The organism is Citrobacter sp. Cpo032 (assembly GCF_030332975.1).
GTDB classification, from domain to species: domain Bacteria; phylum Pseudomonadota; class Gammaproteobacteria; order Enterobacterales; family Enterobacteriaceae; genus Citrobacter; species Citrobacter portucalensis.
The window spans coordinates 1-13,061 of record NZ_JAOWGU010000039.1; the positions used below are offsets into that span (position 1 = coordinate 1).

13 protein-coding genes and 1 pseudogene are annotated in these 13,061 nt (G+C 50.0%); 9 read left to right on the forward strand and 5 right to left on the reverse strand.

The features are described from left to right. Positions 1 to 76: 76 nt before the first annotated feature. Positions 77 to 658, forward strand: a complete 582-nt coding sequence (locus tag OGY33_RS09150; RefSeq protein ID WP_057069777.1) for a recombinase family protein — start codon at positions 77 to 79, stop codon at positions 656 to 658. Positions 659 to 739: 81 nt separating this feature from the next. Here OGY33_RS09150 and cyoB read toward each other — a convergent pair. The 5 genes and pseudogenes from cyoB to OGY33_RS09175 form a co-directional block, all read right to left on the reverse strand. Next, positions 740 to 2,413: pseudogene (gene cyoB / locus OGY33_RS09155) on the reverse strand (cytochrome o ubiquinol oxidase subunit I); the annotation flags it as partial. Between the two features lie 2 nt (positions 2,414 to 2,415). Then, complete coding sequence (gene cyoA, locus OGY33_RS09160) at positions 2,416 to 3,342, reverse strand: ubiquinol oxidase subunit II (protein ID WP_023137327.1); 927 nt, start codon at positions 3,340 to 3,342, stop codon at positions 2,416 to 2,418. A gap of 105 nt (positions 3,343 to 3,447) precedes the next feature. After that, positions 3,448 to 4,980 (reverse strand): DHA2 family efflux MFS transporter permease subunit, encoded by a 1,533-nt coding sequence (locus tag OGY33_RS09165; protein WP_023137328.1) that lies wholly within the window; start codon positions 4,978 to 4,980, stop codon positions 3,448 to 3,450. Positions 4,981 to 4,983: 3 nt separating this feature from the next. Then, positions 4,984 to 6,183: an HlyD family secretion protein gene (locus OGY33_RS09170; protein ID WP_050310708.1), complete on the reverse strand. Its 1,200-nt coding sequence runs from the start codon at positions 6,181 to 6,183 to the stop codon at positions 4,984 to 4,986. Further along, positions 6,183 to 7,595: an efflux transporter outer membrane subunit gene (locus tag OGY33_RS09175; protein WP_003036410.1), complete on the reverse strand. Its 1,413-nt coding sequence runs from the start codon at positions 7,593 to 7,595 to the stop codon at positions 6,183 to 6,185. Before OGY33_RS09175 ends, OGY33_RS09170 begins: the two co-directional genes overlap by 1 nt. A gap of 272 nt (positions 7,596 to 7,867) precedes the next feature. On the opposite strand from OGY33_RS09175, the gene OGY33_RS09180 reads away from it, so the two are divergent. The 8 genes from OGY33_RS09180 (at position 7,868) to OGY33_RS09215 (ending at position 13,055) form a co-directional block, all read left to right on the forward strand. Beyond that, positions 7,868 to 8,542 carry a TetR/AcrR family transcriptional regulator gene (locus tag OGY33_RS09180; RefSeq protein WP_077266344.1) on the forward strand — a complete coding sequence of 225 codons (675 nt, stop codon included), beginning with the start codon at positions 7,868 to 7,870 and terminating at the stop codon, positions 8,540 to 8,542. A gap of 738 nt (positions 8,543 to 9,280) precedes the next feature. Next, the gene (locus OGY33_RS09185; RefSeq protein WP_050310707.1) at positions 9,281 to 10,207 is read left to right on the forward strand and encodes a hypothetical protein; all 927 of its coding nucleotides are present in this window, start codon (positions 9,281 to 9,283) and stop codon (positions 10,205 to 10,207) included. 146 nt (positions 10,208 to 10,353) lie between these two features. Next, a complete protein-coding gene (locus OGY33_RS09190) occupies positions 10,354 to 10,539 on the forward strand; it encodes an AlpA family transcriptional regulator (protein ID WP_003036401.1) in 186 nt (61 codons plus the stop codon). 121 nt (positions 10,540 to 10,660) lie between these two features. Beyond that, complete coding sequence (locus OGY33_RS09195; protein ID WP_003036399.1) at positions 10,661 to 11,248, forward strand: DUF2857 domain-containing protein; 588 nt, start codon at positions 10,661 to 10,663, stop codon at positions 11,246 to 11,248. Beyond that, the gene (locus OGY33_RS09200) at positions 11,238 to 11,447 is read left to right on the forward strand and encodes a TraR/DksA family transcriptional regulator (RefSeq protein WP_050310705.1); all 210 of its coding nucleotides are present in this window, start codon (positions 11,238 to 11,240) and stop codon (positions 11,445 to 11,447) included. Before OGY33_RS09195 ends, OGY33_RS09200 begins: the two co-directional genes overlap by 11 nt. A 396-nt stretch (positions 11,448 to 11,843) precedes the next feature. Further along, entirely contained in the window at positions 11,844 to 12,065 is a 222-nt protein-coding gene (locus OGY33_RS09205) for a hypothetical protein (RefSeq protein ID WP_050310702.1), read from the forward strand. 70 nt (positions 12,066 to 12,135) lie between these two features. Beyond that, a complete protein-coding gene (locus OGY33_RS09210; protein ID WP_003036391.1) occupies positions 12,136 to 12,780 on the forward strand; it encodes a lytic transglycosylase domain-containing protein in 645 nt (214 codons plus the stop codon). Then, positions 12,777 to 13,055, forward strand: a complete 279-nt coding sequence (locus OGY33_RS09215) for a TrbC/VirB2 family protein (RefSeq protein WP_003036389.1) — start codon at positions 12,777 to 12,779, stop codon at positions 13,053 to 13,055. The genes OGY33_RS09210 and OGY33_RS09215 overlap by 4 nt, the downstream gene beginning before the upstream one ends. The last annotated feature ends 6 nt before the right edge of the window (positions 13,056 to 13,061 follow it).

Sequence of the window (13,061 nt, forward strand, 5' to 3'; positions counted from 1 at the left end):
AAGGTTTTTGGAAAAGCAGTTACACATAGCGAAATCTGCAAAAATCCTCCCACCATGATGTAGAGGAGGAAAATTGATGGCCGTTATTGGTTATATCCGCGTATCAACAATCGACCAGAACAGCGATTTACAGCGTAATGCACTCATAAGCGCAAACTGTGACCGAATTTTTGAAGACCGTATGAGCGGAAAAGTTGCCAGTCGTCCGGGTCTTAAACGCGCTTTAAAGTGCGTTAATAGCGGAGACACCTTGGTAGTGTGGAAACTGGATAGGCTAGGACGCAGCGTTAAGAACCTGATCGCACTCATATCAGAGTTACATGAACGCGGTGCCCACTTCCGCTCTTTAACAGACAGTATTGATACCAGCACCGCCATGGGGCGCTTCTTTTTCCACGTGATGTCGGCATTGGCAGAGATGGAGCGCGAGCTAATTGTCGAACGGACACTGGCCGGGCTGGCAGCAGCCAGAGCACAAGGGCGCATCGGTGGAAGGCCCAACGCATTAAAACCGCATGAGCGGGAACAGATTGCAAGGCTATTGGTTAAGGGGCATACCCGGCAGCAACTGGCCATTATTTACGGTGTGGGGTTATCGACGCTGTACCGGTACTTTCCGGTAGATGGTCAGAGGAAGAATGACGCGGTAGGATTGTAATTCTTTTGCAAATAATGAAACGCCGCAGCGATGCCATTTATCTCACGGAAATGGGCGCATTTATCGCGCGGCGCATCAAAAAGGCACTTCAGCAAAGTTATAGAATGGCGGCGGGGAAGAGGTGGACCACTCCAGTGTCCGTCCGCCCCACGGGTCGCCGGTCATATCCCGGTTTTCGTGGCGGTCGCGCACCGACACCCAGAACATAATGACCTGGCACAGTATCCCGCAGGCTATCAGCGCAGCACCGCTGGCTGCCACGACCAGCAGGGGATGGAACTGGGGGTCAATATTCTGACTCAAGCGGCGGGTCATCCCCATGAACCCCAGCACATAGAGCGGCATAAACGCCACATAAAATCCGATGATCCAGAACCAGAACGCCCTCTTGTTCCATTTTTCATTCAGGGTGAACCCCGTCGCTTTCGGGAACCAGTAGGACACACCAGCCATACTGCCGAACACCACTCCGCCGATAATGACATTATGGAAGTGGGCAATCAGGAACAGGCTGTTGTGCAGGACAAAGTCAGCTCCCGGCACGGCCAGCAGGACGCCGGTCATACCCCCTATAGAAAAGGTGACAATAAAACCTACCGTCCATAACATAGCGGAGTGCATCTGAATGCGCCCCTGATACATGGTGAACAACCAGTTGAAGATTTTCACACCAGTCGGGATAGCGATAATCATCGTCATGATCCCGAAGAAGGCGTTAACGTTCGCACCGGCTCCCATGGTGAAGAAGTGATGCAGCCATACCAGGAAGGAAAGCAAAGTGATGGCGACAGTTGCCCACACCAGCGAGGTATAACCGAACAGACGTTTCCTGGAAAAGGTTGCCACCACTTCCGAGTAGACCCCGAAGACCGGCAACACCAGGATATACACTTCCGGATGGCCCCACGCCCAAATCAGGTTGACGTACATCATCATGTTGCCGCCCATATCATTGGTGAAGAAATGGAAGCCCAGATAGCGGTCAAGGGTCAGCAATGTCAGCGTGACGGTCAGCACAGGGAAAGAAGCGATAATCAGCACGTTGGTACACAACGACGCCCAGGTGAACACCGGCATCTTAAACATCGTCATACCCGGTGCACGCATTTTCAGTATGGTGACGAAGAAGTTAATCCCGGTCAGTGTGGTCCCGATCCCCGACAGCTGGAGTGTCCATATCCAGTAATCCACCCCGACACCGGGACTGTACGCTAACTCCGAAAGCGGCGGATATGCCAGCCAGCCGGTGGTCGCAAACTCCCCCACTCCCAGGCAGAGATTAACCAGCACCACGCCTACCACCGTTAACCAGAAACTCAGGTTGTTCAGGAAAGGAAAAGCCACATCACGCGCGCCAATCTGCAGGGGCACCACAATATTCATCAGGCCGATAACGAAAGGCATCGCCACGAAAAAAATCATGATTACACCGTGACCCGTAAAAATTTGATCGTAGTGCCAGGGCGGCAGATACCCCGCCCCTTCCACTCCGGATGAGGCCAGTACCTGCTGGCTGCGCATCATGATTGCATCGGAAAAGCCGCGCAGTAACATCACGAACGCGACGATGATGTACATGATCCCGAGCTTTTTATGGTCAACGGAGGTCAGCCATTCGGACCATAAATATTTCCACTTACCGTAATATGTGATGGCGGCAACAATTGCCACACCAAGTATCAGAATAGCAACGATCGTTACCCTGACAATCGGGTCCTCAGGTATGGCATCCAGCGTCAGTTTTCCTGTGAGCATAATTAATTTCCCCGCGCTCTGTGTGAGAGGTGTTGTTCCGGCTCTGACCCAGTCATTCCCGTCTCCTTATCGTGATCGTGTGCTTTAAATTTTTCAGTCACGTATCTGAACAACGTCGGATCGATGACAGAGAAGAATTCAACCGGGTGGTTTTCGTCAGGCTCAGCCAGTTTTTCAAAATCAGCCGGACCGAGCAGCATATCCGGTGATTTCTTCACATCAGCGATCCACTGTTCAAACGCGGTATTATCCGGTACGGCAGTCGCTTTAAATTTCATGCCGGAAAAGCCCCTGCCGCTGTAACTGGACGAGATTCCGTTGAAGGTTCCCGTTTCACCGGCGATCAGATGCAGCCGGGTCTGCATGCCCGGCATCGCATAAATCTGGCTGCCGAGTGCCGGAATAAAAAAGCCATTCATCACGGAATTGGATGTAATACGCAAATTCAAGGGGGTATTTACCGGGAATACAATCTGATTGACGGTGGCAATGCCCTGTTGGGGATAAATAAACAACCATTTCCAGTCCAGGGAGATGACTTCGATATCGATGGGTTTCACCGCAGAGGTCAGTGGCCTGGATGGGTCAAGCGCATGGGTGGACTTCCATGTCAGCACGGCCAGAAACAGAATAATCAGGACGGGCACCGTCCAGACCACCGCCTCCACTTTATTGGAGTGGGACCAGTCAGGCGTATATTTCGCCGTGGTATTCGTGGTCCGGTATTTCCAGGTAAACACAACTGCCATCAGAACCACGGGAATAACGACCACTAACATCAGACAAAAAGCCGTAATGATTAGCGCCCGTTGTTCAATAGCGATTTGCCCTTTGGGATCAAGTAAAACAGCATGACATCCGCTTAGTAATAACGTCCCTGTTATTACCGGCAGGCACTTCACAATGGTCTTATATTTATGATATCGCATGGGACAACCTCATTTCACGGACTTGCAGACCGGCAATAAATAATGAAACCTTTTCACGGGGAGATACTCTGCCCTTCTCATTCCCGCTACCGCCATTCCTGTTATTTAATGGCCCGACATCTTCTGAAGCGGTCCTTTCGGTTTTTTGATTAGCCAGATAATGCCTATGGACCCCAGCATCAGAACGGTGGCCGACTGATAGAAATCGTTCGTTGCCAGCATGATGGCCTGACTGTCGATCATTCTCGAAAACAGAGCCGCTGACGTGTCTGTCGGAATACCGGCCGCGCCCAGCGTGTTGCTGACAATCCCTGGCACGTCAGGATTGATTGCCGTCACCAGCTCCGCTCGGTTAAATTTTGTCATATGTTCCCAGTAGGTCTGGGTCAGGGAAGAGCCTACCGCCATGCACATGACACGCAGGAAGTTCTGCAGCCCGGAACCGGCTGCCACTTTCTCCGGCGGCAGTTCGGACACGCCCAGCGAGGTGAGCGTGATAAGGCAGGCGGGAACTCCGGCCCCCAGAACGAACATGGGAACGGCAACTGACATAAAGTCAGCCTGCGACGTCAGCAGGGCACGCATCACAAAGGAGACCGCCAGTACCCCCATGCCATAGCTCACCAGCAGACGGGGATCGACCTTCGGCAGCAGACGACCAATTATGGGCGAGCTCAGGACGGCCAGGATCCCCATGGGGCCCGTCGCATACCCGGCCCAGGTTGCCGTGTATCCCATCCATTGCTGTAACCAGAGGGGGGTCAGCACGATATTCCCGAAGAAAATACCGAACATCAGACAGAGCGTGACGGTAGATACCACCCAGTTACGTGACTTAAATACGCTCAGATCCAGCACCGGTTGCTCAGCGGTGAGCTCCCAGATAATCAGCGAGATCAGGGCAATAGCGGCCACAATGGCGCAGACAATGATAATATCCGAGGAAAACCAGTCCAGTTCACGTCCTTTATCCAGCATGATCTGAAAGGCTGCCACAAAGATGACGAGCAGACCCAGCCCCACGCTGTCCAGCCGGGAACGGCTGATATGTGTTTCTTTCCCCTTCAGCACCCACCAGGTCCCAAACCCCACAATCAGACCAAAGCCGATATTGATGTAAAATACCCACTGCCAGCTCCAGTTATCCGAGATAAGCCCACCCAGTATCGGACCGAATATAGGCGCTACTACCGTCATCATTCCCCAGAGCGCCACGGCAATGTTGGCCTGTTTCTTCGGGAAGGCTGCAAGCAGCAACGTGGAAGAAAGCGGGATCAGCGGGCCACCGGCAAGCCCCTGCAGCACACGGAAAATGGCCAGGCTCGGTAGTGACCAGGAAAGACCGCAGCAGACAGAAAAAATCACAAATGCAACAACAGAAAAAAGGAATACGCGCACCTGACCGAACTGCATCGCCAGCCAGCCGGTCAGCGGCACCGTGATGGCTTCAGCCACCGCATAGGCGGTGATGATCCAGATTCCTTCTGTTGTCGACACGCCCAGGTAACCGGATATTGTGGGCATCGCGACGTTAGTAATGGTGGTATCGAGTACCACCATAAAATTCCCGAGCGAGAGCACGATTGCCGCAACAACCAGTTTGAATCCGGACAGAGGTGGAAATGCTGAACCAGACATACCTTATTTCTCCGTGTGGTCATCTCTGGCATTCGATGTCAGGTCCACCGTCACTTCCATGGACAGCCCGATGCGCAGAGGATTTTTACGCAGTTCTTCCCGCTCCAGACGAACACGCACCGGCAGTCGCTGCACGACCTTAATCCAGTTACCCGTGGCATTCTGCGCCGGTATCAGTGAAAGCGCGGAACCGGAGCCTCCGTCAAATCCCTGAACCACGCCGTGATAAACAACACCGCTGCCGTACAGGTCTGAAGTCAGCTCTACCTTCTGGCCCGGTCTGACGTCGCTGAGCTGACCTTCCTTGAAATTCGCATCAACATAAATATCCTCGATGGGCACAACCCGCATCAGCCGGTTTCCAGCCTGAACATGCTGCCCGATATCCACTGAGCGCTGTGTTACCACTCCATCCACCGGGGCCCGGATAACCATACGCGCCAGGTTTATACGGGCCTGATCGAGACGGGTTCTGGCCGCCACCACAATGGGGTTAGTTTCAACGGTACTGTTCAGAAACAGGGCCTCGTTCGCCTGCCGGGATCCTTTTGCTTCGACACTGCCAGCGCGAGCAGCTTTCAGACTGGCTTCCGCTTCTCCCAGCGCGGCCGTTGCCTCCCGTAATTCTGTCTGCGCATCCGTAAAATCCTGCTCAGATACGGCCCCGGCTTTCACCAGATTCCGGCGACGTCGCTCATCAAGGGTGGCCTTATCAAACCGGGCTCGTGCCCTCGCCACATCATGTTCGGCGCTCTGAATACCTGCTTCACGCGAATCAAGCTGTCCGCCCAGAGCGGTGTCATTGGCCATAATCTGCATCACCTTCCGCCGGGCGCTGCCAAGCTCAGCTTCAGCCTGTGACACCGCAATTCTGGCGTCCGTCTCATCAAGCACGACCAGTACATCACCGGCATGCACAAGCTGCGTGTTGACCACATTTACTTTCTTCACCGGTCCGCCGACAAGCGGCGTGACGTCTGCGACTTCGGCAGCGGTATAGGCGTTATCCGTTGAGACGGATTTACCGGCAAAGAAAATCAGCCAGATGGCATAACCGATGGCGATAAGAATCAGGACGCCACCAAACAAAGCGAATAATTTACGGCGATGCTTTTTTTTATCACCGCTATCCGGTTTTGCATTCGTGTTATCCGGAGCCCTGTCCATATCCTGTGGGCCGTTTTTATCTTTATCTTCAGTCATTACGGTTTCACCTGCGCATCAAATGTTGAACTGGATTCAAATCCGCCCCCAAGGGCCTTGACGAGTGACACATCCAAGACATAACCCCGGGAATGCATGGCTGTATTCGCCAGCTCAGCCTGGAGTAACGCATCTTCAGAAATGAGAACTTCCTGATAATCGGCCAGCCCCCCCTGATACCGGGCTTTTGCCAGATGATAAGCTTCCTCGCTGTGGGACAAAGCAGATGCGGTTGCTTCTGACCTGCCCACCAGAGCAGCAAGGCTCCGTGTAACATCAGCAGTTTCACGTAATGCCTGTGTCAGCGCCTCGTTATACGACGCCACCGCATATTCATATTCCGCTCTCGCACCTTTATAGTTGGCGCGTAAACGCCCGCCTTCAAAAAGGGGTAAGCTGATGGCAGGTCCGACGCTCCCGATATCAGAGCCCGAGCTGAACAGGTTATTCAGCCCCAGTGACTGGTATCCGACGAAGGCCATCAGGTTCACGTTCGGGTAAAACTGCGCTCTGGCAACACCGATATTGCTGGCGGCGGCTTCAACCCGCCACCGTGCGGCCACCACTTCCGGATTGCGTCCGAGCAGGTTTGCGTTCAGCGCATCAGGTAACCCGACAGGGCGGCGCATCTGCAACCGGGGTCTGAGGATATCCAGCCCTCTGTCCGGCCCCCGGCCCAGTAAAGCCGCGATGCCGTTTTGGGTTAATTTGATTTGCTCATCGGCTTCAGCCAGCGCCGCTCTGGCGACATCCAGCCGGGCACCGCTTTCTTCCACGGAGACTCTGGAATCAAGTCCCTGAGCATGGCGTAACTGCACCAGCCTGACGGTATCCGTCCGGTTACGCAGTTGTCGGGCCGCAATGTCACGACTGTCATACTGGTACTGCAGACGGATATAAGCGTCCGCGAGCATCGTCGTCAGCATCAGTTTCGCGGCGGCGGCATCTGCCTCAGCAGCGCTGGCTTCGGATGTCGCGGCACGCAGCGCATCCCGGTTTTTACCCCAGAAATCCAGTTCCCAGCTAAAGTTGAGGCTGGCCTGCCCCATATCATTCCATCCGTGCGGCACGGCTGTTTTAGGGTAGATGTAGTTGTAGCTGAGCTTCTCTTTATCAATGGACGCGCTGGCGTCCATTGACGGGTATAACCGGGAACGGGCGACACCGGTTCTGGCCGTGGCTTCACGCACCCGGGCTTCTGCCTGTGCCAGAGAAGGTGAATGCGCGGTGGCTTCACTCATCAGCTGGTTAAGCTGCGTATCGCCGAAGGCCATCCACCATTTTTCCTGCGGCCAGTCAGCATGCGGAGCGGAAAAACTGCGTTGTGAAATCAGCGCCGCAGCCTGCTCCGGCTGAGGAGCAGTTCCCAGATCGGGGATCGCAGCACATGACCCCAAAGCAAGACTGAGCACGGAGATAACACATCCTTTCAGATAATGCGGACGGTACCTTACTGACTTCGTCCCATGTGCAAATCTGTAACCTGACACACACCTCATTCTTGATCGCCCTGTTTATTCTAGTTTACGGCGAACAAAGTAAACCGATCGGTTCGGTACAGTCAAGACCAAATTTCACTCAACTACGTCGCAAAAATACGTGAGTAGCACTCAGGCCTGAACGATATGATTTCGAGTTTCATCTTATGGTAAGATCAAGCTTTATTCCGGATAAGGAAGTGCAGATGTCGGTATCAACAAAGACCTCAATTGACACTAGAAGAAAAAATAAAATACTTTCTAATGATATAGTTAGTAACTTACCTGAAAAAGCACAACGCGTGCTTGAAGGAGCAAAAGCTATTTTTCTGGAAAGAGGCTATGCAGCAGCATCAACAGATATGATCCAACAGGCTGCCGGAGTCTCAAAATCAACCGTATATGCATATTATCCAAATAAAGAAGCATTATTTACAGCAGTGATTGAAATAGAATGTGAGCGTTTTCTTCAAAAAGTACATAAAATTAAAATTTCGGGAAAAGATATTTATGATAAATTATTTAAAATAGCCCGAACGTATCTGGATATTGTGCTTTCGGAAAATGGCCTCGCTCTCTACCGTGTTGTAGCTTCTGAAGCACCGCGTTTTCCTGAATTAGGTAGACGTTTCTATTTAGCAGGTCCAGAAAAGATAAATAACATTGTTGAAGAAATACTACAACAAGCTGAATCTAAAGGAGAAATCTCGTTAGGTGGTATTGGGCGAAATGCAGTTGCTTCCTTATTCGTGAATATGGTACGCGGTGAGCCTCAAATACAGTGCTTAATGCATCCAAAATCTTCCACTTCTGCTGCACAGCGTGATCAATGGGCAAAGGATGCGGTCAATGCCTTTTTATTAGCCTTTCGTAAAGGATAATTATAATCTCCAGTTTTAAAGAAATTAGAAGATGCTCAGGAGTTTATAATATTATCAATTTGTTCCATATTATTATATGGAACACTACCATCAAGTGGATTACATTTTCCGAATCGTTCTTCTCTATAACTCCAGGCGACTAAATTTAGTTAGCGCCCTAACTTGCCTCTTGACAGAAATTTTGTCTATCCTGATCAAATCGAACCGTACCGTTCGTTTTAGTCAGGAGACGTTAGCATGATCGGAGTAGTAAGGTTTTCAGAACTAATGGAGCACTGGGAGGCAATTTCTCTACCAGCACCAGGAAGCATCTATGAGCCAAAGCAGCGCTCAAGCAACTGCCTCAAACATAACCCTTGCAACATAAAAGATTGGATTACTATTGAATTCTCTCAACAGGGATCCTACAAACGAAAATATGAAAATTTTCGCCATAAAGATCTTGTACTACTACTCTTTATTATTTCGGCTCGATATTTTATTCATAGAGTTTTATCTTCGTTAGTCTTAATATTATTCAGTTCATCCTTCATTATGCTCTCAGGAAATTGTCTCCTCATCCATAGTTACGAGAGAAAATTTCATAGCGAACTAAAAACTAGTTTAACAATTTTATTTTTAAACTCTTTACTTTATAAAATAGGGTTCATTTGTACATTATCGATAATATTCATGAATAATGAAACAGTGAATCGTAATTTAAGTTTTGCATAGAAAAATATGTAAAAGGAGTTTTTCATGTTGAAAAGCAGCGAGATCATAAACGGTTCGCTTCCGAAACCTGACTGGGTAACCATACAAGAAGCCGTTAACATAATTAATACAGAGAGCAACGAAAGAATCAAAGAGAGTGATATTTACCGTTATGCATTATATAATAAAATTAATCTCGCCATATACTTTCAATCTCCAATTATTCTGCGAAAAATAAAATATGCATTTCAAAAAGTAAAAATGCATCCAGCTAGAGGGACATTGATTCATCGTTTATGTCTGCTAGAAAAAAATAGCTTTATTAATGGATGGGACTCAATTTTCAGTACTGAGGGCAGATACGTCCACTCCACACAAAATATTATTGATACATCACTTATTGGGTTTGAATGTATTTTAATAAAGCGATTTCTCGCATGCTCATTGAATATACCATTACCAATTATTGGGAAAAACACGGTAAATTATGGCATCACTGTTACTATGTCCAATGAAGTTTTTCAGCTGTTTGAAAAAACAACCTGGAAGTGTAGAATTGAACATCAAATAAAAAACCTACCAACAGATCTGGCGTTTGATATTATGGAGAGAATTTCTTCAGAGGGAACGATAAATCAAAATACAAAGCAAGAATATTTCCCCCTCTATAATTTGCCTCAGGATTCCTGCTTTGTTATTCGTTACTCAGAGATTGAGAAACTAATTAGCACCCAGGTTACAGAGAAATCCCTCCCCTCTTCAACTAGAATATCCACACCCTTGTCAAGGTTATTTTGGCTCGCTTGTAGGCACAATGATGTTATCAGTCCATTAATAAAACAACCCTATAAATTATTGACAATTTTTGAAGAATGGGCGGCAGCTGATGGTATCACTGACCGTCTAAGCGGTGATACTTTAAAAACAGCACTAGAGCGTGGCTCCCCTCCGTCCTCATCCTTATTAAATTGATATTGTGTTTATCTGTCAACAATATGATCCCGTATTTAGTTTATTAAACCCCGTAATACGGGGTTTACCACTACCACTTCTCCTTCCGTTATGCTTTTTTATTATCTCCAGGCATACCAATGTTTGTTTTGCTACAGGAGACAATCATGACATCACATCAGTTATTACGCTTAAAAAAGGTTGAAGAAAAAACCGGCTTGAAACGTTCACAAATCTATCTGTATATGAAAGAGGGTACATTTCCTCGTTCAATAAAAATCGGACCAGCCAGTGTGGCCTGGCTGGAATCAGAAATTGACGAATGGATCAATATTAAATTGTCCCGGCGCTAAACGCGGTCAAGGGAAGGCGAATTAAAGCAACTGATTCAACTAAATACCCTCCAACAGGCTATATACCCAGATATTTCTGCATCTATCTTGCCTGTTGAAAAAAATATACGGAATACATATTATGATCCCTTCACTAAATTACGCCGTACTCACCAATGCCCTGCAGGCGCTTAATGAAGGCAATATTCGTCACTGTGAAGATCTCGGTTTCACATTTGACGAAATGAATGCCCTCAGCCAGCTCTCGCCAGATGCACTCTTTACGCTGAGCCGAGCAGCCGCGCCTTTTATCGCAGTCTCGCTACGCCACGATGTTCTGCACCAGTTGCTGGCCCATTCTGGTCAGGAAGAACAGCGCCGACAACTAATTGACCGGGCCATACGACTGGGCGGCTCCATCGCACTGATGAACCACTATTTTGGTCTCACCTCCAATGAAGTCTGCCTTCGCCGTCGGTTGCTGGGTGTCAGCGTGCCGTATGGCCGAACGCCTGAACCGGATGAAAAGACAGATGTGGCTATCTGGTTGCAATGGCAGCAGCGCAGGGTAGAAAACCTTGAATCGCCCGATGCACTGATCACCATGATGCAGGTGACGGAAATCCTGCAGCCAGAGGCCGAAGCGCTGTCACTCACCACGGTCTGGAAACGTATCGCACTGTGCGAACAGGAAGCCGCTACTGGCAGGAGGACTCTCCATGCCGGATGAGATCGACCGCGATCAGGAATTTAATGAACAGCGACTGGAGGAGATGATTGAGCAGAACCGTTTTAAGCCGGGTTCAACACGATCATTATTTCACTGTCGTATATGTGGTAAACCTATTCCTGAAAAACGACGGCAGACTCTGCCGGGCATAACCACCTGTACAGAATGTCAGGAACAACTTGAGCATCGCAGACGCTAATAATAGCGATAAAGACGTTCGGGGATATTATTTCTCTGCACGTCTTTCTGTTTCCATTAAAATAGAATGCCTTCTTTATTATCTGTTCTGCATCCTTCTCCCTCTTTCCGCATCTGATAATCCTCGCCAGTTTATCTCTCTTATTTTTGTTTTGAATTTATCGTTTATATCCCGCACTGAATATCTGATTCTGAAAATGCCATAACAACATGGTTGCCCTGATGGACGTTCATTCGTCCAGGCCGGGGATTGTTCTTTAACAAATTGGATCGGGCTGTCACGTAACCACAATTCAGGGTGCCGCTGAATGTTCTCGCTGACCCGTTAAAACCGGAATGCAGAACCGGGATGTGACCTTTTTATTGCTTTCACGGCTATTTTATTAAAGGAAATACCATGAGAAAACCCAATTATCACGTCTTTATCACTCAGGGAAGTCAGCCCGATGCACAGGGCGAGAAAAACACGTACTGGACCAGGGTTGGTGTGGCCTTCGCACATAACGGTAAGCCTGGCCTGAATATCGTGCTGATCCCCGGTATTGCGGTTTCAGGCAGGCTGGTACTGCTTGAACCGAGAGAAGAGAGTGACATTTCACAGGATGCCGCAGCCGTTTAACCCGCTTTTGTCCTTCTCCCCGGTAACGTGTTTTTGTATACGCTGCCGGACCCACGGTTACGAGGCCACTATGCTTTCCACCACAGCCTTTCTGGCGCTGGCGACGCAGTGCGCCACCAGTGTTCACCCGTCCACGGCACTTGATGTGGCACGGGTCGAATCCGGTTTTCACCCTTACGCCATTGCTGAAATCGTGCCGGGCGGCAAAGGTGTGATTTCACATTTTCCCGCAAGCCATGATGAGGCGATGAGCCTCACCGGACGGCTGGCGGCGCAAGGCCGACGCTATTCGGTCGGCCTGATGCAAATCACCAGCACCAATTTCCGCCATTACGGCGTCACGGCCAGCGACTTACTTAACCCTTGCATCAATCTGTCGGTATTTGAGCGCATTCTCGCCGACTGTTACCGGCGCGGTAGCACTCTGAAACGAGCGCTCAGTTGTTACTACTCCGGCAACTTTGAAACCGGTCAGCGACCGGAATCCGCCTTTAACCAGACCAGCTACGTACAGCGCATTGGCTATGTCGTCCCGTCCACCCGGGAAGACCGGCAGCGAGCCCCTGACCCGAGCACACAACCGTCTGCCCGTTATCCCGCCGTTGTGCTGCGCGGCGAGCCTGCCGGTGCCACTGCGCCGATCCTGACTTCCCTGCATTATCCCGATTCCGTCATTCGCGGCGCTATCCCTGTTATCCCTGATGAGGAGAAATGATCATGCGTAAACGCCGTTACTCCGCTGTTGTTTCCGTGCTGCTGTCTGCCCCGGTGCTGGCGGCGAACAGTGGTTTTAACAAGGCCAATGAAACACTGAGCAATACCTCGACCGGCCTGCTGGGACTGGCCGCCGTCACCATCACACTGGCGACTATGTGGGTGGGCTACAAGGTGCTGTTCGACGGCAAGAGCCTGCATGACATGCGTAACATCATCATCGGCGCGATCCTGATCGTCGGCGCGTCCGGCTTCGGTGCCTACTGGGCGTCATAAGGGAGG